Annotated in this window: 23 protein-coding genes and 2 tRNA genes; 9 read left to right on the top strand and 16 right to left on the bottom strand. The window is 66.3% G+C overall.

Going from position 1 to position 26,679, the window contains the following annotated elements:
• Positions 1-69: 69 nt before the first annotated feature.
• The gene (locus OKW40_RS11240) at positions 70-546 is read right to left on the bottom strand and encodes a hypothetical protein (protein WP_429491956.1); all 477 of its coding nucleotides are present in this window, start codon (positions 544-546) and stop codon (positions 70-72) included.
• A gap of 538 nt (positions 547-1,084) precedes the next feature.
• Here OKW40_RS11240 and OKW40_RS11235 point away from each other — a divergent pair.
• Both OKW40_RS11235 and OKW40_RS11230 read left to right on the top strand, forming a co-directional pair.
• Positions 1,085-2,479, top strand: a complete 1,395-nt coding sequence (locus OKW40_RS11235) for a sigma-54 dependent transcriptional regulator (RefSeq protein ID WP_184061377.1) — start codon at positions 1,085-1,087, stop codon at positions 2,477-2,479.
• Positions 2,480-2,814: 335 nt separating this feature from the next.
• Entirely contained in the window at positions 2,815-3,786 is a 972-nt protein-coding gene (locus OKW40_RS11230; RefSeq protein ID WP_090801238.1) for a thymidylate synthase, read from the top strand.
• A 112-nt stretch (positions 3,787-3,898) separates the two neighbouring features.
• Here OKW40_RS11230 and OKW40_RS11225 read toward each other — a convergent pair whose 3' ends face one another.
• Positions 3,899-6,433, bottom strand: coding sequence for a DUF6600 domain-containing protein (locus tag OKW40_RS11225; RefSeq protein ID WP_429489724.1), 2,535 nt, complete (start codon positions 6,431-6,433; stop codon positions 3,899-3,901).
• Positions 6,434-6,582: 149 nt separating this feature from the next.
• Positions 6,583-7,296, bottom strand: coding sequence for an ArsR/SmtB family transcription factor (locus OKW40_RS11220; protein WP_184061380.1), 714 nt, complete (start codon positions 7,294-7,296; stop codon positions 6,583-6,585).
• Positions 7,297-7,506: 210 nt separating this feature from the next.
• Here OKW40_RS11220 and OKW40_RS11215 point away from each other — a divergent pair, with 210 nt between their 5' ends.
• On the top strand, positions 7,507-7,647 hold the full coding sequence (locus tag OKW40_RS11215; RefSeq protein WP_167368602.1) for a hypothetical protein: 141 nt from the start codon (positions 7,507-7,509) through the stop codon (positions 7,645-7,647).
• A 118-nt stretch (positions 7,648-7,765) separates the two neighbouring features.
• Complete coding sequence (locus tag OKW40_RS11210; RefSeq protein WP_090801232.1) at positions 7,766-8,272, top strand: acyl-CoA thioesterase; 507 nt, start codon at positions 7,766-7,768, stop codon at positions 8,270-8,272.
• Positions 8,273-8,282: 10 nt separating this feature from the next.
• On the opposite strand, the gene fumC is transcribed toward OKW40_RS11210, so the two are convergent.
• From fumC to OKW40_RS11185, 5 genes are all read right to left on the bottom strand, one after another.
• Positions 8,283-9,680: a class II fumarate hydratase gene (gene fumC / locus OKW40_RS11205; RefSeq protein WP_429489723.1), complete on the bottom strand. Its 1,398-nt coding sequence runs from the start codon at positions 9,678-9,680 to the stop codon at positions 8,283-8,285.
• A 15-nt stretch (positions 9,681-9,695) separates the two neighbouring features.
• Positions 9,696-11,297, bottom strand: coding sequence for a phospholipase D family protein (locus OKW40_RS11200; RefSeq protein WP_429491954.1), 1,602 nt, complete (start codon positions 11,295-11,297; stop codon positions 9,696-9,698).
• A gap of 250 nt (positions 11,298-11,547) precedes the next feature.
• Complete coding sequence (gene panS, locus OKW40_RS11195; RefSeq protein ID WP_429335094.1) at positions 11,548-12,507, bottom strand: ketopantoate/pantoate/pantothenate transporter PanS; 960 nt, start codon at positions 12,505-12,507, stop codon at positions 11,548-11,550.
• 333 nt (positions 12,508-12,840) lie between these two features.
• Entirely contained in the window at positions 12,841-14,265 is a 1,425-nt protein-coding gene (locus OKW40_RS11190) for an MATE family efflux transporter (protein WP_429489721.1), read from the bottom strand.
• Between the two features lie 294 nt (positions 14,266-14,559).
• Positions 14,560-14,778 carry an RNA-binding S4 domain-containing protein gene (locus OKW40_RS11185; RefSeq protein WP_013090085.1) on the bottom strand — a complete coding sequence of 73 codons (219 nt, stop codon included), beginning with the start codon at positions 14,776-14,778 and terminating at the stop codon, positions 14,560-14,562.
• Positions 14,779-15,113: 335 nt separating this feature from the next.
• Between OKW40_RS11185 and OKW40_RS11180 the strand changes: the two genes are divergently transcribed.
• Both OKW40_RS11180 and OKW40_RS11175 read left to right on the top strand, forming a co-directional pair.
• Positions 15,114-15,632, top strand: coding sequence for a hypothetical protein (locus OKW40_RS11180; protein WP_429451083.1), 519 nt, complete (start codon positions 15,114-15,116; stop codon positions 15,630-15,632).
• Positions 15,633-15,872: 240 nt separating this feature from the next.
• Positions 15,873-18,068 (top strand): ATP-dependent helicase, encoded by a 2,196-nt coding sequence (locus tag OKW40_RS11175; RefSeq protein ID WP_429489719.1) that lies wholly within the window; start codon positions 15,873-15,875, stop codon positions 18,066-18,068.
• A gap of 89 nt (positions 18,069-18,157) precedes the next feature.
• Here OKW40_RS11175 and OKW40_RS11170 read toward each other — a convergent pair whose 3' ends face one another.
• The 8 genes from OKW40_RS11170 to fdxA all read right to left on the bottom strand — a co-directional run bounded on the left by OKW40_RS11170 (position 18,158) and on the right by fdxA (position 22,777).
• Positions 18,158-18,928 (bottom strand): DUF4088 family protein, encoded by a 771-nt coding sequence (locus tag OKW40_RS11170; protein WP_429355928.1) that lies wholly within the window; start codon positions 18,926-18,928, stop codon positions 18,158-18,160.
• A 335-nt stretch (positions 18,929-19,263) separates the two neighbouring features.
• Entirely contained in the window at positions 19,264-19,587 is a 324-nt protein-coding gene (locus OKW40_RS11165; protein WP_184061387.1) for an AzlD domain-containing protein, read from the bottom strand.
• On the bottom strand, positions 19,584-20,345 hold the full coding sequence (locus OKW40_RS11160) for an AzlC family ABC transporter permease (RefSeq protein WP_429489717.1): 762 nt from the start codon (positions 20,343-20,345) through the stop codon (positions 19,584-19,586). The genes OKW40_RS11165 and OKW40_RS11160 overlap by 4 nt, the downstream gene beginning before the upstream one ends.
• A 178-nt stretch (positions 20,346-20,523) precedes the next feature.
• A complete protein-coding gene (locus OKW40_RS11155) occupies positions 20,524-21,366 on the bottom strand; it encodes an AraC family transcriptional regulator (RefSeq protein ID WP_429489715.1) in 843 nt (280 codons plus the stop codon).
• Between the two features lie 120 nt (positions 21,367-21,486).
• Positions 21,487-21,963, bottom strand: coding sequence for a CreA family protein (locus tag OKW40_RS11150; RefSeq protein ID WP_429489714.1), 477 nt, complete (start codon positions 21,961-21,963; stop codon positions 21,487-21,489).
• A 159-nt stretch (positions 21,964-22,122) separates the two neighbouring features.
• Positions 22,123-22,198: transfer RNA gene (locus OKW40_RS11145), tRNA-Asn, on the bottom strand.
• Between the two features lie 61 nt (positions 22,199-22,259).
• Positions 22,260-22,335, bottom strand: a tRNA-Asn gene (locus OKW40_RS11140).
• A 118-nt stretch (positions 22,336-22,453) separates the two neighbouring features.
• Positions 22,454-22,777 carry a ferredoxin FdxA gene (gene fdxA, locus OKW40_RS11135; protein WP_090801209.1) on the bottom strand — a complete coding sequence of 108 codons (324 nt, stop codon included), beginning with the start codon at positions 22,775-22,777 and terminating at the stop codon, positions 22,454-22,456.
• Positions 22,778-23,068: 291 nt separating this feature from the next.
• On the opposite strand from fdxA, the gene pncB reads away from it, so the two are divergent.
• The 3 genes from pncB (at position 23,069) to OKW40_RS11120 (ending at position 26,645) form a co-directional block, all read left to right on the top strand.
• Positions 23,069-24,265: a nicotinate phosphoribosyltransferase gene (pncB, locus tag OKW40_RS11130; RefSeq protein ID WP_184061391.1), complete on the top strand. Its 1,197-nt coding sequence runs from the start codon at positions 23,069-23,071 to the stop codon at positions 24,263-24,265.
• Positions 24,266-24,451: 186 nt separating this feature from the next.
• A complete protein-coding gene (locus OKW40_RS11125) occupies positions 24,452-25,114 on the top strand; it encodes a LutC/YkgG family protein (RefSeq protein WP_018421304.1) in 663 nt (220 codons plus the stop codon).
• Between the two features lie 139 nt (positions 25,115-25,253).
• Entirely contained in the window at positions 25,254-26,645 is a 1,392-nt protein-coding gene (locus tag OKW40_RS11120) for a sodium:proton antiporter (RefSeq protein WP_429491952.1), read from the top strand.
• Positions 26,646-26,679: the final 34 nt, after the last annotated feature.

Genomic DNA, 26,679 nt, shown 5'->3' with positions numbered 1-26,679 from the left:
TCACTGCTCGCGCGGCCACCGGTCCTGCATTGCCTGGTTATTTGCCGTCTGTTCGTGGCTTCGTCCTGCTTACTTGCGCTGGTATGTCGCGACGTTGCCCTGGGCGGCGCGCGCGGCATCGACGGGCACCGGCAGCGGCGAGGGTGGCGCGATCTCGTCCCACAACGTCACCTGGTTGCCGCCGCTTTGCATCAACCGGGGCGTCGCGGCGACCATCAACATGCCGACCGCGCCGCCGCGTTGCCGCGACAGCATCTGGTCGTCGAGCGAAATATCGTTCATGGATGCAGCATCGGCAGCCGGGGTCGACGGGTTGGCGGCAACCTGGCTGTCGTCCTCCGCGGCAACCGGCGTGGTGGCTTGCAGGCTGGCGGAGGCGGGGTCGGCGGCATCGCTGGAATCCGTCAGCGTGGCGAATCGCGCCGGGGCGGCTTGCGCTGTCGGCGTGCCGGCACTCGCCGGCAGGGCGCTGAACGCGAGAGCTGCGCAGATCGCGAAATATGGTGCGCGGCGGCTTATCAGATCGATGCGCAATGCGAGTCGCATGATGTGTCTCCCTGGTGCACGCCAATTAGCGAAACGTGTGCCATCGCTCGCAATCCATTGATACGTCTGGCGCCAACCAGCGCAAACATGACTAATGCGTTCCAAATCGGGAAAAAACGTTGCAACCCTGAAACGGATCAGCAGAAAATACCTATAATTCGTTAATCCGCGAGGTACGAAATACTGTCGCGAGAACGCCACGAAAAGCGCTTCCACTAATGTTTGATTTGTCGGCTGAATAAATCGCGATCGGCCGCTAAGCCTTGATGGGCAACGGATCAATCGATTAAATTCGCATAATTGTTTTCGAAGCGGCGCGCGTATAGTAAGCTCTCGAAAACAGCTTCAGATTTAAAAAAGGCCCATATCGGGCCGTCTCGAACACACACGCCGCTTTCTTGGGGATCAGCTGTCCGCACGGAATGGAATGGCCGTTCGGGTTTTGCGATTCGCGAATCCTGGACGAGTCAGCGTGTCTGAACCGCAATTTCAGGTGCATGCGTCGTCCTTAACGTTCGTTGGCGAGAGGATCTGAATAATGGAACCCGCAACGCGGCAACTGATTTACGTTTCGCGTGACCCGAGCGCGGAACTGAATACGCGTTTTATGCAGCGTGGCTGGCATGTCGAAGTCGTGGGATCGGCGCGCGACGCGCGCCGGGCAGTGCGCACCGGCACGGCTGCTGGCGGCCTGCTCGATCTGTCCAGTGATTTCCAGCCGCACGAAATCGCCGCTTTTGAATCCTGTTTGACCATGCCGAACGTCGGCTGGGTCGCTGCCACTACGCCTGGCCAACTCCAGGACGCCGCGTTGCGCCGGCTCGTGCGCGACTACTGTTTCGATTACGTGACTGTGCCGTCTTCTGGCGACCGTATTGTCGACTCGGTCGGTCATGCGTACGGCATGATCTCGCTGAGCGAAACGGCGTCGCACGACGGCTCGCAAGGCGCCGAGGGCGAGATGGTCGGCTCGTGCGACGCGATGCTCGCGCTGTTCCGCTCGATCCGCAAGGTCGCGATGACCGACGCGCCGGTGTTCATCTCCGGCGAATCGGGTACCGGCAAGGAGCTGACGGCAGTCGCCATTCATGAACGCTCGGCGCGGCGCAACGCGCCGTTCGTGCCGATCAATTGCGGTGCGATCCCGCCGCATCTTCTGCAATCGGAGCTGTTCGGCTACGAGCGCGGTGCGTTCACCGGCGCGAACCAGCGCAAGATCGGCCGGGTCGAGGCGGCCAACGGCGGCACGCTGTTTCTCGACGAAATCGGTGATCTGCCGCTCGAAAGCCAGGCGAGCCTATTGCGCTTCCTGCAGGAGCGCAAGGTCGAGCGGCTCGGCGGCCATAGCGCGATCGACGTCGACGTGCGCATCATTTCGGCCACGCACGTGGACATGACCGCAGCGATGATCGAAGGGCGCTTCCGTTCCGACCTCTATCACCGCCTCTGCGTGCTGCAGATCGACGAGCCGCCGCTGCGCGCGCGCGGCAAGGACATCGAACTGCTCGCGCGGCACATGCTCGAACGTTTCAAGAAGGATGCGAGCCGCCGCCTGCGTGGCTTCGCGCCCGACGCGATCGCCGCGCTGCATAACTACGGCTGGCCCGGCAACGTGCGCGAACTGATCAATCGGGTGCGGCGCGCGATCGTGATGTCGGAGGGACGCGCGATCACCGCGCGCGACCTCGAACTTGCCGAATACGTCGAGATCGTGCCGGTGTCGCTCGCGCAGGCGCGCGAAGCGGCCGAGCGTCAGGCGATCGAGCTTGCGTTGCTGCGGCATCGCGGGCGGCTCGGAGACGCGGCGCAGGAACTTGGCATCTCGCGAGTAACGCTGTACCGGCTGCTGTGCTCGCACGGCATGCGTCATATGGAAGGTGAGCCGATGGCGCCGCCGCACGGCGATTTGCCGGCGTCGGTGCAGCATCTGTAGGCGGCGCGGGCGAGCGGCGAGACGGGCGACGTGGCATGTGAAGGTCTGGCGCGTCGCCGGGGGTCTCGGGCTGTGCCGGTTCGGACGGATTGACTGTGCCTTCCGGGCGCAGCGACGCCGCCAGCAAGCGTCGCGTCGAAGCACTTTTGCATGCACGTATTTGCTGCCCGTATATCGCGTACCGCGGTGTTTTCCTTTCCGTCTGATATTTCCCTCGATATTCCCCATGCGGCGCGCCATGCCCCGGCGGCGTGCGGTCGCGCTTGCTAGAATCGGGTTTTGCTCAATTCCGTGTGCGCGCCTGATCGGGTTCGCGCCGCGCCGAAGGAAACTGCATGAAACAATACCTGGACCTCGTCCGTACGATTCTCGACACCGGCACGTGGCAGGAAAACCGCACCGGCATCCGCACCATCAGCATGCCCGGCGCGATGCTGCGCTTCGATCTGCAACAAGGCTTTCCAGCGGTCACGACTAAGAAGCTCGCGTTCAAGTCGGCGATCGGCGAGCTGGTCGGGTTTCTGCGTGCTTCGCGCAGCGCCGCGGATTTCCGCGAGCTCGGCTGCAAGGTGTGGGACGGGAACGCGAATCAGAACGCGCAGTGGCTCGCCAATCCGTATCGCGAGGGCCCGGATGATCTCGGTGATGTCTACGGCGTGCAATGGCGCAAGTGGCCGGCCTACAAGGTGCTCGACGCCAGCGCAAGTGCGCAACTCGCTGACGCGCAGGCGCGCGGTTTTCGCGTGATCACGCAGTTCGACGAAGAAGGCCGCTCGAAGGTGCTGCTTTACAAGGCGATCGACCAGCTGCGCCAGTGTCTCGACACGATCATGCAGAACCCCGCCGATCGACGCATTCTGTTCCATGCCTGGAACCCGGCCGTGCTCGACCAGATCGCTCTACCGGCTTGCCATCTGCTGTACCAGTTTCTGCCGAACGTTACGCGCCGCGAAATTTCGCTATGCCTGTATATCCGCAGCAACGACGTCGGGCTTGGCACGCCCTTCAATCTGACCGAGGGCGCGGCGCTGCTGCATCTGGTCGGACGGCTGACGGGCTATACGCCGCGCTGGTTCAGCTATTTCATCGGCGATGCGCATATCTACGAGAATCAGCTCGATATGCTGCACCAGCAGCTCGAGCGCGAGCCGTACGAGAGTCCGCGGCTCGCGATTTCCGATCGCGTGCCCGACTACGCGAAGACCGGCGTGTACGAGCCGGAATGGCTCGAGACGATCGAGCCTGCGGATTTCTCTCTGGTCGGCTATCGGCATCACGAGCCGTTGACGGCGCCGATGGCGATCTGATGTCGGTGGGAGCGGGGCGGTAGCGCTCGCCCTTGTCGTCGTCGAATAACAGAAGCCCCGCGATGGTTTGCATCGCGGGGCTTTATTGTTGCCGGGACGGCAGGCGTGCTGCTTAGCTCTTGTGATGCTCGTCGCGATTGCCGCCGCCCTGGTGCTGCTCGGCATGTTGCGGTTGCGGCTGGGGTTGCGGACGTGGCTGCTGCACCTGCTGGGGCCGCGGTTCGGGGCGTGGCTGCTGCATCTGCGGACGCGGCTCGGGCCGGGCTTGCGGCATCGGCTGCGGACGCGGTTCGAAATGCGGCTGCTGCGCCTGCCGGAACTGCGGTTCGGGGCGAGGGGCTTGCGGCATCGGCTGCGGACGCGGTTCGACACGCCGCTGTTGCGCCTGCTGCATTTGTGGTTCGGGACGCGGTTGCTGCGGCGGGAGGGCGTGCGGCGCCTGTTGCGTCACAGGCGGATGCGAGTTTGGCACACGCGCCTGTTGCTGCGCAGCCGGGTTGTCCGGCGGATGGGGCACACCGGCCTGTTGCGCGAAGCTCGGCTGTTGCGGGCCGCCCGGTTGCGCCATGCGCGGTGCCTGCTGCGCCATCGGGGTATGCGGCTGCGTCCATGCCGGCTGAGACCTGCCGACCGCGCCCCATTCCTGCGGCGCGCCGCGCTGCGGTGCGTACGCCGCCGCGTTGGCTGAATTCCCACCGGCTGCTTGCGGCGGCCGCGGCACACCATTCGACGGATGGCCCATATTGCCCGCGAGCCCGCTCTCGCCAGACTGCGGCGGACGCGGCTTGCCGACCGTCTGCGGCGGCATGCCCTGACGCGCTTGCGGCGCTTCGCCATGCGGCCCCACGACGCCGGCTTCGCTGGGCCGCTGGCCAGCCTGCTCGACGCCATGCGGGCCGTTACCGCCCATTGCGCCAGGCGCGCCAGGCGCACCCGCGGCCATCCCCGGCGGACGTCCCGGCACATGCGATTGCACGACCCGCACGTTCGCCACCGGCAGCGCGCTCGGTGCGCCGGTCATATGCGCCGGCACCGCGGTGCGCACGACCGGCTGGCCGCCGCCGGGCACCCGACCGCCGCTTTGCGCGAAGCGCTGCGCGAGCTCGTCGTGATAAGCGGCCGGCATGACGGGATTGCGAGTCGCGACGACCGGCCGGCCGACGACGCTCGCCGGTGGCCGGTAGTTCGCGCGCCGCAGATCCGACCCGAAGCTTTCGCGCACCGGCGCGATCCCCGGTGCGCCCGGGTTGATCCGCGCGTTGCGCCACTGCGCCGGATCGACCTTCTGCGAAAAGCGTCGGACTGGCTGACCGTGCACGAACGCTGTCGCCGGCACGGCTGTCACACCGCCCGGCACGCGATAGTTCACGTATGTGTTGCGGATGTTCACGTTGCGGCGGTAGTCGTTGACGATCGTCGTGCGGTTCACGCGGTCGTAGTACCCAGCGCTCCAGCGGTCGTGACCGCCCCAATGCGGATGCCACCGCTCGCCCGGCCCGAGCGGAAACCACGCGACGCCCGCCGCGATGACCCCGCCGACCGCCAGGTTCACACCCCAGTCGACACCGCCGTCGTCGTCGCCGACGAATGCGACCAGCGCCGGCGCATAGACCGGCGTCGCGTCCGCTTCGAGCGGACCTGGCACCCAGGCCCACGTGCCGTCGACCTCGGCCCAGCGGCCGTAGTGGTACGGCGCGAAGCCCCAAGGTTGGTCGTCGACCCAGGTCCAGCCCCACGGCGCCTGCCAGACCCAGTGGCCGTCGTGATACGGCGCCCAGCCGGCCGGCGTCGCATTCGGCACCCACACTTCGCCGTACTGCGGCGTCTCGCGCCATGTGCCGTTGGCATCGAGGTCCTCGTAGCCGGGGATGTCGCGCGACACGTAGCGCGCCGACAGCGAGCGGTCTTCGTCGGCGTCGCGGCTGGCGGCCCACTGGTCGAGTTCGTCGAGAGCAGGGGCGCGGTTGTCGGCGAGCTGCTGCAGGCTGGTGCCGGCAAAGCGGATCTGCTGACCCGCCGCGACCGGCACCTGGCCGCCGTCGCCGTACGCGATCGCGCTGCCGCTGCGCACGGTGACGGTCGTACTGCTGCCGTCCGGCGCGACGTCGACCCGGTAGTCGCCGGGACCATTTACGCCGAGCGCAAGGTTCGGCGTGTCGATTTCATACGACGAGCCCGGCGCGAGCTCGCGCACGCGCGTCGATAGCGTGCCTTGCGCGACTTTCAGTTGCGCGGTCGTGTCGTCGAGATTGAGCACGTCGAGGCTCGTGTTCTGGCCGAGGCGCACCGCGGTCGAGCCGATGTGCAGCTCGGAGCGTGCGTTCTGGTCGTTCCATAGCTGGTCGCCGGTCGTCAGCGGCCGGTTGATCTGCGCGTACGACCAGTCGGTCGCGCCGGCGGGCTCGGTAGTCACGGCGCCGGCCGTGTAGTTCAGCCGCGCGACGCGCCCCGGCGGATCGCCGCCCGACGGAGCGCCGCCCGACGGATCGCCGCCCGGCCCGACGGCCGCCGCGGCTTGTGGCGTGGGTGTCGCTTGCTGCGCCAGGGCGCTCTGCGCCGCGAGCGCGACGGCGGCCGCGATCAGCGTATAGCCGCTCATCCGGCGTCGGATCCCGGCATGCTGCACGGGCTGCTTGGCGTGTGTCATGACTGATCTCCGACGGACGCGGCAATGGGCCGGGTCCGTTCACTCACTGTACCCGCCGCCTATGTTTCAAGACTCGCTCATTTGTAAGGTGGATTCGCTGGCGTGTAACAAAAGGTCTCGCCACGTCGGGCCGCCGGCAGGTGAACGGTCTATCCGGCCAGAAACGCATCGAACTGTTGATGGCCGGCCGGCGTGACGCGCAGCACGCGCGGCCGCTCGGTCCGCTCGACCCAGCCATGCGCCGACCACGCATCGAGCAACGCCGCGCCGAGCGCGCCGCCCAGATGCGGCCGGCGCATGCTCCAGTCGAGGCAGGTGCAAGCGAAGCGCCGCCGTCGGGTCTTCTGCGCGGCCATATCGATGCCCCAGTCGGCGAAGCGGGCGACGCCCTGCGCGGTCGCTTCGAGCGATGCGCCGTCTTGCGTCAGCAGTCCGCGCTCGAGCATGCGCTCGAACATGCGCACCGACAGCTCGCCTGCCATGTGGTCGTAACAGGTGCGCGCATAGCGCATTTCTAGCGGCACGGTGCGTGCCGGACGCGGCACGGAGCGCTGTGGCGCGCTGACCTGCGCGACGTTGGCGAGTGCTTCGATCGATGCGGCGATGTCCGCCGACGCGATACGGAAATAGCGATGCCGGCCGCGCACTTCGAGCGCGAGCAGCCCGCCGTCGGTGAGCCGTCCGAGATGGGCGCTCGCCGCCGATGGCGACAGCCCCGCGATCATCGTCAGTTCGCCGGCTGGGCGGGCGCTGCCGTCCATTAGCGCCCACAGCATCGCGGCGCGGCCGGGATCGGCGAGTAGCGCGCCGATGCGGCTCAGGCCGGGGAAGTGGTTCTGGTCGTCTAAGAGGGGGGCGGTCATGGCGCGTCTCCTGAATGGGCGGCACAGGGCAGCGCGGTCCAATCGCAAAGCCCGCCGCCACGATTCCTACTCTACGCGCATCGGGTATTCGATGTTTCAGCTTCGCGTGAACAATCGATGCGACGGACGTGTCCGGCTCGGTCCGCGTTTGCGCGTCGTCGCGAGCCGCCAGGCTAGAATCGAAGCCTGTCCTTGCAGGAAATCGATGTGATGAAAACTCTTCTCGCCGTCGCCGCGGCGGTTCTGCTGTCCAGCGCCTGCGCGGGGGGCGGAGCCGGCTCGGGGTCGGCCGGCAGCGGCAGCATCAACATGTACGGCACCGTCGACACAGGGATCAGCGTCCACAACTAGGCCCATCCTCGGCCCATCGGCGCGCTTCGCGCCGCGTCCCCAATCGACGCCGCGCCGCGCGCAATATTGCGCTCGTATAATCGCCTCCTTTCAATGCATCCGATTGACCGGAGTCAAGATGAGCACTGTTCCCACCGCACCGCTGGACCGTTCGGAAACCACCTTCCGCTTTCTCGCCGAGCCGACCTCGGTCAACTTCGGCGGCAAGGTGCATGGCGGCGCGCTGATGAAGTGGATCGACGAAACCGCCTACGCATGCGCGGCGGTATGGTCTGGGCGCTATTGCGTGACGGTCAGCGTCGGCAATATCCGTTTCCGTCGGCCGATCCTCGTCGGCAATCTGGTCGAGCTGCGCGCGCGCGTCGTCGCGACGGGCCGCACCAGCATGCACATCCACGTGTCGGTGCACGCGGGCGACCCGAAGGGCGGCGAGCTGCTGCAGACCACCGACTGTCTCGTCGTCATGGTCGCCGTCAACGAGAACGGCCATCCGGTGCCGGTGCCCGCCTTCCTGCCAGAGACCGACGAACAGAAACGCCTCGCCAGGTACGCGATGGACGTGAAGGAAGCGCTCGACGCGATCGTCGAGCTGAAGCCGGAAGAAGTCGCGCAGGGAAAGATCTAAGCGCGCATCATCATGCGGTGCGTCCGACCATATCCTTCGGTCGCACCCACTCGTCGAACTGCTGCTCGGTGACATAGCCGAGCGCCAGCGCCGACGCCTTCAGCGTCGTGCCTTCCTTGTGCGCCTTCTTCGCGATCTGCGCGGCCTTGTCGTAGCCGATGTGCGGATTGAGCGCCGTCACCAGCATCAGCGATTCGTTGAGCAAGGTATCGATGCGCTCGTGATTCGGCTCGATGCCGGCCGCGCAGTTGTCGTTGAAGCTGTGCGCGCCGTCGGCGAGCAGGCGCACCGACTGCAGCACGTTGTGCGCGATCATCGGACGGAACACATTGAGCTCGAAGTTGCCGCTCGCGCCGCCGATGTTCACGGCGACGTCGTTGCCGAACACCTGCGCGCACAGCATCGTCAACGCTTCGGACTGGGTCGGATTGACCTTGCCCGGCATGATCGAGCTGCCCGGCTCGTTTTCGGGGATCGACAGCTCGCCGAGACCGCAGCGTGGGCCGCTCGCGAGCCAGCGGATGTCGTTGGCGATCTTGTTCAGGCTCGCGGCCACCGTTTTGAGCGCGCCGTGCGCGAATACCAGCGCGTCGGCGGCTGCCATCACCTCGAACTTGTTCGGCGCCGACACGAACGGCAGACCGGTCAGCTTGCCGATCGCGGCGGCGACGCCGTCGGCGAACTTCGGGTGCGCGTTCAGTCCCGTGCCGACCGCGGTGCCGCCCTGCGCAAGCTCGTACAGATGCGGCAACGCCGACTCGACGTGCCGGATGCCGTGCTCGAGCTGCGCGACATAGCCCGAGAATTCCTGGCCGAGCGTGAGCGGCGTCGCGTCCTGCAGGTGCGTGCGGCCGATCTTGACGACGTCGGTGAACGCTTTCGCCTTGCCGTCGAGCGTGTCGCGCAACGTCTTCAGCGCGGGCAGCAGATGCTTGACGATGGCATCCGCGGCAGCCACGTGCATCGCGGTCGGAAACACGTCGTTCGACGACTGCCCGCGATTCACGTCATCGTTCGGATGCACCTTGCGCGCTTCGCCGCGCTCGCCGCCGAGCAGCTCGCTCGCGCGGTTCGCGATCACCTCGTTCAGGTTCATGTTGGTCTGCGTGCCCGAGCCGGTCTGCCAGACCGCCAGCGGAAATTCGTCCGGATGCTTGCCGTCGATGATCTCGTCGGCCGCCTGCATGATCGCGCGGGCCTTCTGCTCGTCGAGCACACCGAGGCCGAGGTTGACCTCGGCGGCCGCGCGCTTGGTCACCGCGAGCGCGGTGACCAGCTCGGGCGACTGCTTTTCCGTCGAAATCTTGAAGTTCTGCAGCGAGCGCTGCGTCTGCGCGCCCCACAGGCGGGCGTTCGGCACCGCGATTTCGCCGAACGTGTCGCGCTCCATCCGTACGTCTTCAGTCATGGTTGACTCCGCTTCTCAAAGTTCCGAGTTGACAGGCAATAACGAGAATAGACCCGTTAGCGCATTCCGGTAAAAACCGGCCTGCGGATCGAAAATGTAGGTGCGTGTCTGGCCGTTCTCGACGTCGGTCCAGACGAGCGGCGACAGGGGCGCGCCGATCGAGCGCAGATAGGCGAGCTGGGCCGCGTCGGCGAGCGTCACGTGGTAGCTGTGATCGGGCTGGATGGCACGCTCGAAGATGCCGGCGACCTGATTCGCGAGTTCGGGGCTGTGGATCACGAGTGCGAGCTCGGTGTTCAGATTGGCCGAGCGCGGGTCGAGGTTCATCGAGCCGATGACGAGAATCTGGTGGTCGATCACATAAGTCTTCGCATGCAAACTCGCGCGCGAACGCGAGCCGACCAGCCCCACGTTCGGCGTGTCCTGGTATGACCTGAATTCGTACAGTTCGACGCCTGCCTTTAGCAGCGGCACCCGGAACGGGCTGTAGCCGGCCTGCACGGCGACCGCGTCGGTAGCCGCGAGCGAGTTGGTCAGCACTGCGATGCGGATGCCGCGGCGCGTGAGCTCGCCGGCCGCCTGCACGCCCGACGCGTGCGGCACGAAGTAGGGCGACACGATCAGGAAGTCGTGCTGCGCGTCGCGCATCAGTTCGCGCAGCCGCGCGAGCGGCGGGCTCACGTAGTCCGGCGACGGATGCGCGATCTTCTCCGGCAGGTCCGCTCTGAATTCCGCACCCGCCCACGTGAGGCCGAGCTGCTCGCTCGTAATCTGCGCGGCGAGCGGCGTCGCGTTCAGCGGTTTCGCGTTGTACGGATCGGCATTGGTGCGCCAGTGGTGGCGCAGGTCGTCGCGCGTCTGGTCGAGTTCTTTCTGGTCGAATTTCTGCTTGTTCAGCGCACGCAGCGGATAGGCGAGGTCGCTGTTCCAGTAGTCGTCGAAACTCGCTGAGACGTCGGCGACGATCGGGCCCGCCGCGAGCACGTCCATGTCGCGGAACTGCAGCGTTTCGCTGGCGCTGAAGTACTCGTCGCCAAGATTGCGCCCGCCGACGATCGCGAGCTGGTTGTCCGCGATCATCGCCTTGTTGTGCATGCGGCGCGTGAAGTGGCCGATCTGCGTGAATACGTTCGTGGTGCGCTCGAACATGCCCTGCTGGGCGCTGCCGAACGGATTGAAGACGCGAATCTCGATGTTGTCGTGCGAGTTCAGCCCCGCCATGATGCGGTCGATGTCCTTGAAGTTCAGATCGTCGACCAGCATGCGCACGCGCACGCCGTGATCGGCCGCATACAGCGCGGCGCCGAGCAGCAGCTTGCCGGTGGTGTCCTCGTTGGCAATGTAGTACTGCATGTCAAGGGTTCTGGTCGCCGCGCGCGCGAGCGCGATGCGCATCTGCAGCGCGTCGGTGCCGTTCGCCAGCACGCGAAAGCCCGACTGCTCCGGATGCTTCGCCTCGAACGGCGCGAGCGCTTCGCGCAGCGGCGTATCCGCGGTGGCGGGGAGTGCGTGCGTGAGCTGGCGGTTGAACGCGGTGGCGGGCGGCTTCGTCGCGCAGGCGGTCACCAATGCCGCCGCGCAACAGAGCAGGAAAAATTGCCTCGTCGTGCTGACTATCGAGTGGCGGCGCGCGGCCCGCCGAGGTTGTTCGAATTGGCCCTGCACGCTGTTTTCCCCTTGTTTTGCAAGCTTTTCGCGTGGCGACAGCGAAGGCCTGCGCACGCTGTCGAGAAAACCATTCTAAGGGAATTGGGGCGCGTGTTCGTCGTTCGTCCGCAAACGCAGCAGCGTGCCGCGCGTCGGTCGGGAGCGCGCCGCGGTTCGGTGATCCATCACCTGATGCGAACCGCGGCGCGCCGACGCTCTATCAGACCCGCCCGGCGCGCAGCGCGCGCTCGCCATCGGGATGGGTCGAGCCTTTCGCCGGGCGACCCGCCCACACTCCCGCGAGCAGCGAGCCCGACAGGTTGTGCCAGACCGAGAACAGCGCGCCCGGCAGCGCGGCGAGCGGCGTGAAGTAGAGCTTGCCGAGCGTCGCGGCGAGACCGGAGTTCTGCATGCCCACTTCGATCGCGAGCGTACGGCAGACGGCTTCGTCGAAACCGAGCAGACGGCCGCCCCAGTAGCCGCCGAGCAGGCCGATGCCGTTGTGCAGGATGACGCCGACCATCACGACGAGGCCCACCGACGCGATGCTCTTCTGCGTGCCGCCCACCACCGCGCCGATGATCAGCACGATCGCGACCATCGACACGAGCGGCAGGATCGGTTCGATCTTGCGCACGAGCTTGCCGAACAGATGATTGACGACGAGACCGACGACGATCGGCAGCGCGACTATCTGCAGGATGCTCATCAGCATGCCGTGCACGTCGACGACGATCGACGCGTCGACGTAAAGGCGCGTGAGCAGCGGGGTCGCGAACACGCCGACGAGCGTCGACAGCGCGCTGATCGTCACCGACAGCGCGACGTCGCCGCGCGCGAGATAAATCATCACGTTCGACGCGGTGCCGCTGGCGACGCTGCCGACCAGCACCATGCCGGCGGTCAGCTCGGGCGGCATGCGCAGCGCCCGGGCGATGACCCACGCGGCGAGCGGCATCACGAGGTAGTGCAGCACGATGCCGGCGATCACCGGCGCGGGCCGCGAAAACACGCGCAGGAAGTCGCCGGCCGACAGCGTGACGCCCATCGCCAGCATGATGATCGTGAGGAGCGTGGTGACGTGCGGCGCAACGCCGGAAAACGAGGCCGGCGAGAAGTACGCGGCGACCGAGACGAGCACGGCCCAGAGCGGGAACAGGCGGGTGACACGGGCAAGCATGGCGGGTGGTCCTTGGTTATGTTGTATCGCGGGAAAGTGGGGCTGCGGCGCGGCCGGGTGTCGGCTGGCGGCTGGCGTTGCGGCGTTTGCCGCGCCAAAGCGGGTGAAGCGGCTACGGCAAGCGCCGTGGCGAAAGCGCGGCAAAAACGGGCGGCCCATTGAAGCCGCACGCGAAGCGGGCAATGGTGAGCGCGCGAGCGGCGCCAGTCCGGCGCCTGCCTTCGTGAGGCGCGCCGTCGTGCGGTTCGTGGCGCGTGAGCGTGGGTTAGCGCTCGCGTGCCGCGGCGGCCATTTTACCTTTTACAGGGAGTGCTTCAGGAGTGGAGCGTACGGCTACTTCGCTCGAACCGAGCGCGCGGGCGGCGTGGCCGATGCCGCCGTCGGCGCCTGCCGCCGGCTCAGCCTGTGAAAACGCAGCGTCATCAGCAGCGCGACGCTCGCAAGACCTGCGGCGAGCCCCCACCACAAGCCGCGCGCGCCGAGGCCGGCGTGAAACGCGAGCAGATAGCCGGTCGGAAAACCGATCACCCAGTAGCCGAACGCGGCGGCGATCATCGGCACGCGCGTGTCCTTCAGGCCGCGCAGACAACCGGAGCCCACCGCCTGCATCCCGTCGACGATCTGGAAAATCGCCGCCACGCCGAGCAGCGAACTGGCGAGCGCGATGGTCGGGGCGTTGGCCGGGTCGTCCAGATGCAGATACAGACCGACGATCCAGTGCGGCGCGGTGATCAGCACGAGGCCCGACATCGACATGAAGCCGACGCCGAGTGCGAGCGCGACGAAGCCCGCGTGGCGCGCGGCGAGCGGCTGACCGGCGCCGGCCCAGTAGCCGACCCGCACGTTGGCCGCCTGGCCGATCGACAGCGGCACCATGAACGCGACCGACGCGACGTTCAGCGCGATCTGATGCGCGGCCAGTTGCGATTCGCCGAGCAGGCCGACCATCAGGCCAGTGGCGAGGAACAGCGTCGACTCGACGCCGTAGGTGATCGCGACCGGCCAGCCGATGCCGAACAATTCGCCCATCAACGGCAGCTTCGGCCGCGTCGCGACGACGAAATGGCGGAAGCGCGGCCGCAGATGCAGCAGCGCCATCAGCACGAGCGCGGTCAGCCACACGGTGATCGTGGTCGCGGCCGCCGAGCCGAGAAAACCCAGCCGCGGCAGCCCGTACGCGCCGTGGATGAGCCCGTAGTTCAGGAAGCCGTTCACGCCGACGCTCGCGATCGACACCCACAACAGGCGCCGTGCCGCGCCGATCGCCGGCAGAAACGAGCGCATCAGGCCGACGCCGATCAGGCTCGCGGGTGCGCCCCAGCGCAACACCGCCGCGTATCGGCCGACGTTGTGCGCGAGCAGGCCCGGCTCGCCGACCGCGAGCAGGATCCTCGACGCGAACGACAGCAGGATGAACGCCGGCACCGACAGCAGCACCGACAGCACGAAACCGGTCCAGTAAATATGCGGTACCCGGCCGTCGTCCCGCGCGCCGCGCGCGTGCGCGACGCTGACGCTGACCGAGGTCAGCACGCCCTGCAGCAGCGTGACGACGACGAAAAAGAGGTTCGCGCCGAGGCCGCCGGCGGCGAGCGCATCGGGGCCGAGCGAGCCGAGCAGGATCGTGTCGGTGACGCTCATCGCCATTTGCGACAGTTGCGCGATCGCGAGCGGCGCGGCGAGCCGCGCGGTGTCGGCCGCGTGGCGGGATAGGGTCGGCGGCCGGCTGGCCACGCGAGCGAAGCTGGGTTGAGTCATCGAATGCCTGACGGCGAAAAGTGGCAGCGGTGGCAACAGCGGTGGCAACAGCGAAAGGCGGGCGCAAGCGGCGCCGCATTGCATCTCGCCGCGCGCGCCGACGGGCGTTGGAGCGGCCGGGGAGCGGGCGGGAAAAAACCGCGACACGGCGCCGAGCCGGTCAGCCGACTCCTCGCCCGTGGCGCGGTCCGTCGTGTACCTGTCGAAACCGACAGCTTATTGCCTCCCCCGGCCGCTGTCGATGGACGACGCACAATTCTGGTGCGTGCCGTCCTGCGATTTTCCGGACTGCCGTCAGCCTTCGTGGACCGCGATCCGCGTATCGCCGAGCAGCACGACCTGGCCCGCGCGGATCTTGCAGGTCTTACGCGTCTCGACCCGGCCATCGACCATCACGGCGCCGTCGGCAACCATCATTTTCGCGGAGCCGCCACTATCCGCGAGGCCCGTGATCTTCAGCAGATTGTGGAGTTCGACGTATTCGCCGGTCAGCGTGAAATTGAGGTTGGGCATGGCGTTTGCACCTTTGGGCACGGGGTCGCGTTGGGGTTCGCATCATAAAGCAAGCGCACCCGGAGCGGCGGCGCGGCCATCCGGCGAGCCCTTCGCGCAAGCAAATGAAAGTAGATGTTATTCAGTTGTCGGAAAGTGAAACGTTCCGTAACGCTGGTCGCACCGGATGGATTTCACTCCTAGAGTGCAGTTCAGCAGCAAAGCCCGCTGGCTTCCGGGATCGCTCCCCGGCCGCCCATCCAGCGACGCACAGACCGGACGAGGCGCGCGCGACGTTCCGTCATCACGACGCCAGAGAGTCCGCCCGTGTCACAACAACTCCAGAGAGGATAACCATGACCCAGATTCGTTCGCTCCTGATCGGTACCGCCCTCACTGCCTTTGCCGCGACGGCGGCCGTTGCGCAGACCGCGCAGCCGGCAGCAGGCATCGGCGCTCAGGCGCAGATCCAGAGCCAGGGCGCCGCCGACATGGCGCCGCCGTCCGCGGCTGGCGCCCAGCGCATGCAGGTGCCGCCTTCGACGCAGGGCATGCAGCAAGTCCCGGGCGCACCCGCCGCGCAAGGCGTCGAGGCGCCGCCGCCGGCCCGGTTGACGGCTTCGGGCTCCACCGACCCGCTCGTGCAGAAGCGCGACGCCGACGCGAAGGCCAACGCCGAGTATCGCGCGGCCAGGAAGTCCTCGAAAGCGGAATTGAAGGCGGAGCAGAAGGCCGCGAAGGACCAGTACAAGGAGCAGGTGCGCGGCGCGAAGCTGAACCAGAAGGCGGACAAACAGACCGCCAATAACGAAATGAAGATGAACATGGAAGGGCAGGCTGCCGCGCAGGGCGACGGCGCGGACGTCAAGCACTAAGCCCTGCTGGATGCCGCGGCGCGCGGGTCTGCGAGGCTCGCGCGCCGCGGGCGTCAGGCGAAGGCCGACAAGAAAGCCGCGCTCGCCCAGGCGAAAGCGGACAAGACCACGCCGACGCGCAGGCCGACGCCGACAAGGCCAGCGCTGCTGCCAACCTGAAGGACGCGAAGAAACAGTAGTGCGCGGCGTAGACCGGCGGGTCGGCGCCCGAAAAAAGGGGCGCTTGTCGCATAAGGTTGTATGGATATACAGTGTGCGTCGCATCCTGAAAATCCATCCAACCCGCGAAACCGATCAGTGTCCACCGTCGCCGAATCCGCTCCGTCGTTCGATACCGCCGCCTGGCTAGCGAAGCTCAACGACGCCCAACGCGAAGCCGTCGAATACGGGACCGACACGCCAGACGCGCTGCCCGGCGCGCTGCTCGTGATCGCGGGCGCCGGCTCCGGCAAGACCAACACGCTCGCGCACCGCGTCGCCAATCTGGTGGTGAAGGGTGCCGATCCGCAGCGCATCCTGCTGTTGACCTTCTCGCGCCGCGCGGCGCTCGAAATGATCCGCCGCGTGACCCGCATCGCGGGCGCTGCGGCCACTACCGTCGGCCCACGCGCCGCGCTCGCGCAAGGGCTCACGTGGGCGGGTACCTTCCATAGTGTCGGCGCGCGGCTGTTGCGCGAATACGCGGATCTGATCGGCCTCGCGCCCGCGTTCACGATCAACGACCGCGAAGACTCCGCCGACCTGATGAACCTCGTGCGCCACGAGCTTGGACTGTCCGCGAAGGAGCGGCGCTTTCCGGCGAAGGGCACCTGCTTCGCGATCTACTCGCGTGTCGTCAACACCGGCGCATCGCTCGGCCAGGTATTGGACCGCGCGTTTCCGTGGTGTCGCGAGTGGGAGGGCGATCTGCGCCGGCTGTTCGCCGCATACGTCGACGCCAAACAGAAGCAGAGCGTGCTCGACTACGACGATCTGCTGCTCTACTGGTCGCACATGGCCGCCGAGCCCAGCATCGCGGCCGATCTGTCGGCGCGTTTCGATCATGTTCTGGTCGACGAATACCAGGACACCAACCGCCTGCAGGCGTCGATCCTGCTCGCAATGAAGCCGGACGGCCGTGGCCTGACCGTGGTCGGCGACGACGCGCAGTCGATCTATTCGTTTCGCGGCGCGACGGTGCGCAATATCCTCGACTTTCCCACGCAGTTCGAGCCGCCCGCCAGGCAGGTCACGCTCGAGCGCAACTATCGCTCGACCGAGCCGATTCTCGCCGCGTCGAACGCGGTGATCGAACTCGCGAGCGAGCGCTACACCAAGAATCTGTGGACCGACAAGGCGTCGGCGCAGCGCCCGCGCCTCGTCACGGTCGCCGACGATGCCGCGCAAGCTCGCTACGTCGTCGAGCAGGTGCTCGAGGCGCGCGAGCAGGGCGTGAAGCTGAAGTCGCAGGCGGTTTTGTTTCGCGCCGCGCATCACAGCGCCGCGCTCGAGATCGAGCTCACGCGCCGCAACATTCCATTCGTCAAGTTCGGCGGGCTCAAATTTCTCGACTCGGTGCATGTGAAGGACGTGCTCGCGGTGCTGCGCTGGGCCGAGAATCCGCGCGATCGCGTCGCCGGCTTTCGCGTCGTGCAGCTGCTGCCGGGCGTCGGCCCGGCCACTGCGGCGAAGGTGCTCGACGACATCGTCGCGCGCGCGGACGGCGGCGATCCGGTCGCGACTGCGGGCGGTGTGCTGGCCGCGTTTGCGGCGCCCGCGCGCACGCAGGAAGACTGGCATCCGTTCGTCAAGCTGATGTCGAGCGTGTACGGCCGGCAAACGCCGTGGCCCGCCGAGTTCGAGATGGTGCGGCGCTGGTACGAGCCGCATCTGGAGCGTAATCACGAGGACGCCGCGATCCGTCACGCGGACCTGCTGCAGATGGAAAGCATCGCGGGTACGTATCCGTCGCGTGAACGCTTCCTGACCGAATTGACGCTCGATCCGCCCGACGCGACCAGCGACGAATCCGGCGTGCCGCTGATCGACGAGGACTACCTGATCCTGTCGACGATCCATTCGGCGAAGGGTCAGGAGTGGCGCAACGTGTTCGTGCTGAACGGCGTCGACGGCTGTATTCCGTCCGATCTCGGCACCGGCAGCGACGAGGAAATCGACGAGGAGCGGCGCCTGCTTTACGTGGCGATGACGCGCGCGAAGGAAGACCTGCACATCGTCGTGCCGCAGCGCTTTTACGTGCACAACCAGACGCATCTGGGCGACCGCCATGTGTGGGCGTCGCGCACGCGCTTCATCGCCACGCCGATGCTGCCGCTGTTCGACGCCTATGCGTGGCCGCGCATTGCGGTGGCGAGCGCGCCGAGCGCGGCGGGGCTCGCCGCGGCCGCGCAGGCGAAGATCGAGATCGCGGCGAAGCTCAGGAAGATGTGGGATTGAGCGGCTAGCACCGCGCGTTGGGATCGACGCGCGGGCAGGGGGCGCGTTGATCCGACGAAGGGACGCGCGCCGCGCGGGTCAGTGGAAGCTCAGCGCGACTGCCGCTGCTGTTGCTGCGCGACCGGAGGCGGCGGCGGCACGAAGAAATTGCGCAGCCATGCCGCGAGCCGCGAGAACACGTCGTACGGCTCCTCGACGAAAATCTCCGGCTTCAAGAGCCGCAGATACTCCATGATCTGCTGCGCTTCCTGCTTCTGGAACGTGCCGTGCGAAATGCCTAGCCGCAACAGCCCACGCAGTTCGCCGAGCTTCTCGCGCGCGGTGCTGCCCACGCTCATCTCGCACGCGACCTTCGCCTCGTAGACGCGCTGGCGCAGCGATTCGACGAGCCGCCATGCCGGCGTCTGCATCACTTCCTCGAGCGCCTGAATGTCCTGCACGGTGCTCTTGATCTGCGAGGCGAGGGGGTCGACCAGCGTCGCGTCGCCTTCCGCTTCCTTGACGATTGCGGCGGCCCAGTCGCGGCATTGCTTGGTGAGTTCCTCGGGCGTCCATTCCGAGCGCGCCGCGAAACCGAAGCCGAACTCGCCCGCCTGCCGCATCAGGATCGACACGACGTCCGGGAATTCCTTGTCGAGCGTGCGTTTGGCCCACGCGTACTGGCCGCCTTGCAGCATCCGCTGTACCGCGTGCTCGGTGAGCGGCACCATGTTGTCGAGCAGCTTGGCGCGTAAGAAATCCTCGAACGACGGCGTCGCGAACTGCGGATCGAGCTTCAGCGAGACCCGTAAAAAGGCCTCGAAGTCCTTGCGCAGCGACGCGACGGTCTCGTCCTTGAGCTTCAGGGTGATTTGACCCATGTGTTATCCCGTTTAATGCGGCCGCGCGCGGCGCGCCGTCGCAAGATCGCCCGGCCGCTCGCGGACCGAGGCGATGCGACGCCGGTTGCCGACGCGCTTGATTCCAGCCTGTTGCCGCGTAACCAGCGGGACGACTCCCGATGAGCGGACCTCGACTGCATATCGGCGGGGTGGCGGGAAACTTGAGAGCGGCCCGGCGACGCGCGGGCGCTTTGGAGGGAAGCTTCGGGCAATGGCCCGCTTGGGAGTCGCTTGAACGGGAGTGCGCGGCCCGCGACGCGGCGAGGTGTCGACGGGACCGCTGATGAGTCGATGAGCGTAGAGACAGGGCGCGCTTACTTCAGCACCACGCACTGCCAGACGAAGAACACGCCTAGACCGACTGCGATCGTCAGCAGCGGCCGGCGCGTCAGCGCGCTAACGACGATCGCGGCGAGCGCGCCGACCAGCTGCGGATTGCGCCAGCTCAGCTCGGCGTTGTTGCCGTGCGGCGACACGGCCATCGGGACGATGATCGCGGTCAGCACGGTGACCGGCACGAAGCTAAGCGCGGCGCGCAGAAGCGGCGGGAACACGAGCCGGTCGCCGAGCACGAACACGGCCGCGCGGATCAACCACGTAATCGCGGCCATGCCGACGATCAGAACGACGTAGTTCATCGCGTGGCCTCCACGGGACGGCGCGCGCCACGCAGGTTCAGACGCGACATCGACAGCAGCACGCCAACCGCGACTCCCGCGAACACCGCGCCGAGCAGGCCGAGCTTATACGGCCACGCCTGCCAGAAAAACGCCAGCGCGCCGGCGGTGACGGCCGCCGCGATATAGCGCAGCGCGACCAGTTGCGGCACGACGATCGCAATGAACGTCGCGACCATCGCAAAGTCGAGACCGAGCGACTGCAGGCCGGGGAAGGCCGCGCCGAACAGCAGGCCGGCGACGGTCCATAGCTGCCAGTTCAGATACATCGCGACGCCGGCGCCGAAGAAGTAGTACGGGCCGACCGTGCCCGGCTCGCGATGCCGGTAGTGCTCCCACGCGACCGCGAAGACTTCGTCGGTGAGCAGCGCGCCGAGCGCCCAACGCCAGCGCTTCGGCAGATGCGCGACGTGCGGTGCGAGCGTCGCGCTATACAGCACGTGACGCAGATTGACGACGAGCGTGGTCGCCCAGATCACGGCGAAGCTCACATGCCCGGCGATCAGGCCGAGCGCGATGAACTGCGCGGAGCCCGCGAAAACGACGAGCGACATCAACTGGCCGTGCCACAGATGCAGCGGGCTGGAGGTCACGAGCGTGCCGAAAATGACGCCGAACGGCGCGGCGCCGACCATCATCGGGATGATGTCGCGCGCGCCGGCGGCGAATTCTTTGAGATGGCCGCCCCGGGTGGGCTGGCCTTGGGTGGAATCGGTCAATCTAAGCCTCCTTGATGTCGGAAGCATAGCGGCTGACCGGCGTTCGGACTTGTACGTTCTTGCGGCGGGTTGCGGATGGGGTGCTACGGTGTAGCGGGGGGATGGCTGATGACGGGCTGACGGATTGCGGCGGCACGCTCACGGCGCGCGGTGCAGGCGCCGGCGGTGCCGCAGCGCGTTACGAACCGCGCTGCGTTCCTTGCCATTGGCCCGGCGGCACGCCGAACATGCGCCGGAAATGCCGCGTGAAATGGCTCTGATCCGTGAAGCCGCTCGCGGCGGCGACGTCGGTCACCGGGACGCCGGCGCGCAACGGCGCGAGCGCGCGCTGCAGGCGCACCTGATTGCGCCACGCGTGGGGCGGCAGGCCGGTCGATTGGGTGAATAGCCGCGCCGCGTGGAACGGCGACAGACCCGCTGCCTTCGCGACCTCGGCGAGCGTCACCGGTTCGACGAGGTCGCCGGTCAGACGCTCCTGCATCAGTGCGACGCGAGTGTCGTCGGTGGCGACGCGAGCGGTGGCGGGGCGCGTCCGCGCATAGCGGACCAGCAACGTGGACAGCGCGTCGAGCATCGCGGTTTCGGCGGCGAGCGCGTCGTCGCCGGCTTCGAGCAGACGGTGGGCGTGCGCGAGCCGCGTCGCGAGATCGGAATCGCGGATCACGCCGGGCGCGAACCACGGTAAGGCCTGCGGCTTGCCGGCGACTTCGTCGGCCAGCGCGCAGAGGAACCCGATCGGCGCATACATCACGCGATAACGCCAGCCCGCCTCGACCGCCTTCGACCCCGTGTGCAACTCGCCCGGGTTGATGACCGGCACGCTGCCCGCTTCGGCGACATGGTGCTCGCCGTTATACCGATAGCATTCCGCACCCGCGACGATCACCGGGATCGTGTAGGCGTCGTGCCAATGCGGCGCGAACTCGTGATCGTGATATTCGGCGGTGAGCAGATCCGCGCCGGGCAGTAGCGGCGTGCGCCAGTAGCGGGCGGAATCGCGGAAACGAGGGGTGGCGGTCATGACGAAAGTCTGGCTGGACCGGTCAGTTTAACGCGTCGTTGTCGGGGACGGCGGCGGGTGTGCAGCGCCGCGCCGCGTGCCGCGGGTGCCGTCAATTGCCGGTACTTGTCCTGACTTGCCTTACTTGACCGGAATCGTCGTGCCAGTGGGCATCGGCACGGCGCTCACGCTGTTTTTCGCGCTGCCGCTGACGACGCGGTCGCTGTAGGTCAGATAGACCAGGGCGTTGCGCTTCGTGTCGACCACGCGCACCACGTGCAGCGACTTGAAGATCAGCGACATGCTGACCGAGAACACGTCGTCCTTCCGCTTGACGGGGCCGGTGAAATGCAACTCCCCGACCTGGCGGCACGCGATCGACGCCTCGGTCGGATCTTCGGCGATGCCGAGCGTGCCTTTGACGCCGCCCGTCCGCGCCCGCGACACGTAGCAGGTGACGCCTTGCACGATGGGATCGTCATAGGCCTCCACGACCACGCGGTCGGAGCCGGTAACGTGAAAATTCGTATTGACGCTGGCGATTTCTTCGCCGCGCGCCGAAGAAAGCAGCAGGGCGCCGGCGGCCGCGAGCGCGATGCGTAGCGAGGTGGATTTCATGAGCGTGCCGGTTGAGTGTCTGGAGTGGGCCGGCGCCAGAGCGGGGCGAAACGTGCGCCGTGAAGGCGCCATCGTATAACGGCGCGCGGCGCGCGTGAGGCTGTCCGTCGTGGCACAAAAACAAAAAGGCCCGCATGGATGCGGGCCTTTCAAAATTTTTGGCTCCTCGACCTGGGCTCGAACCAGGGACCTACGGATTAACAGTCCGGCGCTCTACCGACTGAGCTATCGAGGAACAGCAGTACAACTTGATCTACATAAAAAAACCCGTCTGATTAACGGGCTTTTGCAATTCTTGGCTCCTCGACCTGGGCTCGAACCAGGGACCTACGGATTAACAGTCCGGCGCTCTACCGACTGAGCTATCGAGGAACAGAACAACAACAGCAGAGAAACGAAATTTTAGAGGCAGCTGAAACGTCTGTCAATACCTCGGCGTTCATCCTGATACTGAATCTGAACGGCCAAGGCAGGTGACAGGCGGCCGCGCTCAGCGCGCGAGCAGCGCGAGCTTTTCCTTCACATCCTTGAATTCCTCGGCTTCCGGCAGCGGTGCCTTGGTCTTCGTGATGCTCGGCCACGCTTTCGCCAGGTCGGCGTTCAGCGCGATGAAGTCCTGCTGGTCTCCCGGCACGTCTTCTTCGGCATAGATGGCGTTCACCGGGCACTCGGCCACGCACACGGCGCAGTCGATGCATTCATCGGGGTCGATCGCGAGGAAGTTGGGACCTTCGCGAAAGCAGTCCACCGGGCACACATCGACGCAGTCGGTATAGCGGCACTTGATGCAGCTTTCGGTCACAACGTGAGTCATTCAGGCAGCTCCTGCATGCGGAATCGGGGAGGGCGCGGACGCCAAAAGCACTATTGTAACGTAACGTCAACAGGCGCATAAAGCATCGGGCCGTGCGTCTTATATGTTTTTGTGATTAGTTTATGGGGTGCCGCGAGCGGCCGCGCGATGGCGGCGAAGGCCCGGTGGCACGCTGGATGCGGACGCATTCGGGTAACATGCATCAGGTTGGCGCGCCGCTCGGCTCAGCGCGTCCGTTGCAAGGGTGCAGTGAGCCCTTTTCGTTTTTTCAGCGGTCCAGTTCGTACCATCATGATTATTACTTCGCTGCTCGATACCGATCTGTATAAGTTCACGATGATGCAGGTGGTGTTGCATCACTTCCCCGCCGCCAACGTGGAGTACCGCTTCCGCTGCCGCACGCCGAACGTCGATCTGGTGCCGTACGTCGACGAGATTCGCGACGAAGTGCGCAAGCTCTGCGAACTGCGTTTCGCCGACGACGAACTCGACTACCTGCGCCGCATGCGCTTCATCAAGGGCGACTTCATCGAGTTCCTCGCGTTGTTCCATCTGAACGAGAAGTACATTTCGATCACGCCGTCGCCGAAGGGCAATGGCGAAATCGACATCGACATCAAGGGGCCGTGGCTGCATACGATCCTCTTCGAAATTCCGGTGCTCGCGATCGTCAACGAAGTCTATTTCCGCAACACCCAGCAAACGCCCGACTATCACGTAGGCCGTGGCCGTCTGCTCGACAAGATTCAACTGCTCGGCGCTCGTCCGGAGTTCGCCGACTGCAAGATCGCCGATTACGGCACGCGCCGCCGCTTCTCGAAGCAGTGGCACGAGGAAGTGATCCTCACGCTCAAGGACGGTCTCGGCGAGCAGTTCGCCGGCACGAGCAACGTCTTCTACGCGATGAAGCACAGCCTGACACCGCTCGGCACGATGGCGCACGAGTACCTGCAGGCTTGCCAGGCGCTCGGTCCGCGGCTGCGCGACTCGCAGATCTTCGGCTTCGAGATGTGGGCGAAGGAATATCGCGGCGACCTCGGGATCGCGCTCTCCGACGTGTACGGCATGCAGGCGTTCCTGCGCGACTTCGACATGTACTTCTGCAAGCTGTTCGACGGTGCTCGCCACGATTCCGGCGACCCATTCGACTGGGGCGAGCGCCTGCTCAAACACTACGAGGCGAATCGTTGCGACCCGCGCACCAAGGTCCTCGTGTTCTCCGACGCGCTCGACATCCCGAAGGTGCTGCAGCTATACGAGCGCTTCCGCGGCCGCTGCAAGCTCGCGTTCGGCGTGGGCACCAATCTGACCAACGACCTCGGCTACAACCCGCTGCAGATCGTGATCAAGATGGTTCGTTGCAACGGTCAGCCGGTCGCGAAATTGTCGGACTCGCCGGGCAAGAACATGTGCGAGGACAAGGCGTATCTCGCGTATCTGCGCCAGGTGTTCGGCATCGCGCAGCCGGAAGAAGAGGCGGCCAGGTAGCGCGCTTTGCGGACTGCTTTTCGGTTCATCGCCTGACCATGATCTGCTCGCGTTCGGGGGCACGGCGAACAGTGTCGCCGCGCTGTCGACTGGCGGCAATATGCCGTTCGGCCAGGGTGTTCGCGCGGAGCGCGGCCGGTATAATCCTCGCCATATCGCACGGCCGTCGACACGAGGATTTCGCCCATGGACACATCGATTGCCCGCCGCAACATCCTGGCGCGCATCCGCGCCGCGCAAGGGCGCGAGCCCGAACCGAGCGCCGCCGAGCGCGAAGCCGCGGCGGACTATCTCGCGCGTCATCCGGCCGGCCCGCGTCCGGACATGCCCACCGATCTGCGCGCGCGCTTCATCGAGGAAGCGCAGAAAATGGCGAGTACTGTCGACACCGTTCAAACCTTCGCCGATGTACCCGCCGCCGCGCATCGCTATCTGACGCAACACGGTTTGCCGTTGCAGGCCATTGCGTGGCAAACGCTGCGCGATCTGCCGTGGGCCGCAGCCGGCCTCGCCGTCGAATTTCGCAAACCGCAAGACAATGACGTGGTCGGTCTCACCGGCTGTTTCTGCGCGACCGCGGAGACCGGCACGCTCGTGTTGCTGTCCGGTCCCGAGACGTATGCGTCGGCCGGGCTGCTGCCGGAGACGCACATCGCGATCGTGCCGGGCTCGCGGATCGTCGCGGGTCATGAAGAGGCGTTCGACCTGATCCGCAAGGAACGCGGCGAGCTGCCGCGCGCGGTCAATTTCGTGTCGGGACCATCGCGCACCGGCGACATCGAGCAGACCATCGTGCTGGGCGCGCACGGCCCCTACCGGGTGCATGCGATCGTCGTGCAGGATGCTTGAACGCGTCGCGCGGCGGCGTGCCAGCGCATACGCGACACACGCGTTATCTGTCGTGCGTGCGGTTGCAAGCCGTCGCGCGGCCTGTATCGGCATGAATTCGCAGGCCGGCCGCGCGGGCTGGTGGCTCGCCGTTGCGTCGATGCTTGCGCTGTGCTCGCCGTCCGTGCAGGCTGAGACGCTCCTCGACGGTGCGCGCTTGTCGGCGTTGTGGGGCTTGCCCTTCGCGGGTGTGCTGCTGTCGATCGCGATCCTTCCGCTGATCGCGCCAGCCCTCTGGCATCACCACTTCGGCAAGATCGCCGCGGCGTGGGCGCTCGCGTTCATCGTGCCGCTTGCCGTGAGCTTCGGCGCGAGCGCGGCGCTCGGCGCGCTCGCGCATGCCATGCTCGACGAGTACATCCCGTTCATCATCCTGCTGACCGCGCTCTATACCGTCGCGGGCGGCATCTGCGTGCGCGGCAACCTGCATGGCACACCGCGTCTGAACACCGCGATTCTCGCGCTCGGCACCTTGCTCGCGAGCGTGATGGGTACGACCGGCGCGGCGATGCTGCTGATCCGCCCGTTGCTGCGCGCAAACGACAATCGCCGCCACGTGACCCACGTGGTCGTGTTCTTCATCTTCCTCGTCGCGAACGTCGGTGGCGCGCTGTCGCCGCTCGGCGACCCGCCGCTGTTCCTCGGTTTTCTCGAAGGCGTGAGCTTTTTCTGGACCACTACGCATCTCGCGCCCCCGATGCTGTTCGTGAGCGGCCTGCTGCTTGCCGTTTTCTATGCACTCGACTCGTACTACTTTCACCAGCGCGAGGAGGTGCGTTCAGCTTTCCTCGATCCGACGCCCGACGGCGCGCCGCTCGGCATCGACGGCAAGATCAATTTCGTGCTGCTCGCCGCGCTGATCGCGTTCGTGCTGATGAGCGGACTGTGGCGCCCGCAAATCACATTCGACGTGCTCGGCACGCACGTCGCGTTGCAAAACATCGTGCGCGACGCCGCGCTGATCGTGGTCACGCTGCTATCGCTCGCGTGGACACCGCGCGCGGCCCGCGCGGGCAACGACTTCAAGTGGGCGCCGATCGAGGAAGTCGCCAAACTGTTCGCCGGCATCTTCGTGACGATCGTGCCGGTCATCATGATCCTGCGCGCGGGAGAAGCCGGCGCGTTCGCGGGGATCGTCCATCTGGTCAATGATCCGTCAGGCGAGCCGCGCGACATCATGTACTTCTGGGCGACCGGCCTGCTATCTTCGTTTCTCGACAACGCGCCGACCTACCTCGTGTTCTTCAACCTGGCCGGCGGCGATGCGCAGACCTTGATGACCACCGGCGCGACCACGCTCGGGGCGATTTCGGCCGGCGCCGTGTTCATGGGCGCGAACACCTACATCGGCAACGCGCCGAACTTCATGGTGAAGGCGATCGCGCAATCGCGCGGCGTGCGCATGCCGAGCTTTTTTGCGTATCTGGGCTGGTCCGGCGCGGTGCTGCTGCCGTTGTTCGCGCTGACCGGCTGGCTCTTTTTTGAACGCTGACTCTGCAACGCCGAGACAATCCCTCGACGTGCCA

It is taken from the genome of Paraburkholderia sp. RAU6.4a (genome assembly GCF_050435625.1).
In the GTDB taxonomy this organism is placed as follows: Bacteria; Pseudomonadota; Gammaproteobacteria; order Burkholderiales; family Burkholderiaceae; genus Paraburkholderia; species Paraburkholderia tuberum.
This window is presented reverse-complemented; position numbering and strand designations above follow the sequence as displayed.